The 1,899-nt window shown below is 66.7% G+C and carries 2 protein-coding genes; both read right to left on the bottom strand.

From position 1 onward, the window contains the following. Positions 1-28: 28 nt before the first annotated feature. On the bottom strand, positions 29-1,645 hold the full coding sequence (tnpC, locus tag MXC99_RS00455) for an IS66 family transposase (protein ID WP_247723678.1): 1,617 nt from the start codon (positions 1,643-1,645) through the stop codon (positions 29-31). A 28-nt stretch (positions 1,646-1,673) separates the two neighbouring features. Next, on the bottom strand, positions 1,674-1,899 hold a 226-nt coding region (tnpB, locus tag MXC99_RS00450; RefSeq protein ID WP_247723677.1), incomplete at its 5' end, for an IS66 family insertion sequence element accessory protein TnpB.

The following is a 1,899-nucleotide window of genomic DNA, read 5'->3' as shown; positions in this document are numbered from 1 at the left end:
GTAAGCGGTAACTGCCCGGCGTCCTTGCCTACTTCGAGATTTCGAAGAGATCGGATCGCAGCGGATTGGCCGCGAAGTGTTGCTTCCACAGCCTTGGGGTGAGCTGCGCCACGTTGGCGGCCGGATGCTGGCCGATGCGCTGGAGCACATCGACCAGGTACGTATAGGGGTCGATGTCGTGCAGGCGGCAGGTGGCGATCAGACTCTGCGCGATGCCCACGTACTTTGCCCCGACCTCGGTCCAGCAGAAGAGCCAGTTGCGACGGCCCATCGGCACCACGCGTAGCGCCCGCTCCAGATGGTTGGTGTCGATCGGCACCTCGGGATCGGAGAGGTACACCTCGAGGGCGGCCCGGCGCTCGCGCACGTACGCCATGGCGGTGGTGAGCGGTGAGCTGGGCAACAGGCCCTGGGATTCGAACTGGGCGTCGACCCAGGCGAAGAACTGCTGGAGCACGGGCTTGGCCTGCGCGAGCCGATGCGCGCGGCGTGCCTCACCGACGAGCTTGGCCTCGCGGATGTGCTTCTCCACCGCGTACAGTTTTCCGATCATCTCCAGCGCCTGGCCCGCACGCTCGGGCTCGAGTGCCTGCGCATCGAAGAACTTCCTCCTCGAGTGCGCCCAGCATTGCGCGTGCGTGAGCCCGCATTTTTCCGCGTAGCGTTCGTAGGCCGCATAGCCATCGGTAAGCAGCACCGCCCCCTCGGGCGGCGGGTCGGTGCCCAGGGTCTGCGCAATGTGCTTGCCACTGCGCCCCTCGTGATAGGCGAAGCAGATTTCGTCACGCTCGCCATAGACCGGCCAGAAGTAGCCGCCCTTCATCTTGCCCGGGCCGGCCCGGCCGGCCTTGATCGGGGTCTCGTCCATCGCCTTGATGCGGCTCGCGCGGATCGAGTCGAGTTGGGCCGTAAAGATCGGTTCGAGCAGCGACAGCGCCCCGTGAGTGAGCTGCGTGAGCCACGGGCGCGAAACCTTGATGCCGTTGTCCCCGAGCCGCTGGTGCTGGCGGTACAACGGCTGGTGGTAGCAGAACTTGTCGGTGATGAGCCCGGCGACGAAGCTCACATCGGCGCGGCTGCCGCGAATCACCCCCTCGGGTGCCGCCGGGCAGGAAATCGCCTGGGTGTCGAGGCGCTTGATCACCGGACGCACATACTTGAGGATCACGTAGCTGCCCGGGCGCTGCGCCAGGCGGTGACTGACCTTCTCGCCGATCACCTCGAACTGGTCGGCGGTGAGCCCGTCGATTTCCGGGTTCGCCACGGCGATGGTCTCGACCGGCACGCGGGCTTCGTCGAAGAACAGCGCCGATGCGTCGCCCGCGGCGTAATCGGTGGTGCGGGCCCGGCGGGTGTGGGCGGCGATGTCCTTGGCAGGGGGCGGCGGCGAGGATTCGGGCACCGGCAACTCGCCCAGGTTCATCTGATGCGGGCTCGCATCGACGATGCGCTTCTCGCTCTTCGCCCCGAAGAGCTGGCGCCGGAACCACTCGAGCTGATGCTTCATCGCCTGGAACTCGAGCTGCAGGGCATCGAGTTGGCGGGCGGCGGCCGCGTTCGCCTGGGCCAGTGCGACGATTTGCTCGGGCGCCCAGCGGGCGGCCTCGGCGGGCGTCGGAACGGTCAGCGAAACGGGCGTCGTCATCGTAACATTTTACCGCAAAACCCAGCATTCATGCGGGTTTGGCGGCCACTTCCGGGAGCTTGAAACGGCGCTTGAAGCGCGCCGGCTCGATGCCTTCGAGCAACAGCTTCAGCCCGGTCCAGTCCATCTGGCGCGTGGCCGCCCGCGACCAGTCGGACACGAACCGTCCCTGCTCGAGGCGCTTGGCCCACACGCAAAAGCCGCTGCGATCCCAGTACAGCACCTTCATCTGCGTGCCGCGCCGGTTGATGAAC

Source organism: Thauera aromatica (assembly GCF_023093595.1).
Lineage (GTDB): Bacteria > Pseudomonadota > Gammaproteobacteria > Burkholderiales > Rhodocyclaceae > Thauera > Thauera aromatica_A.
This window is presented reverse-complemented; position numbering and strand designations above follow the sequence as displayed.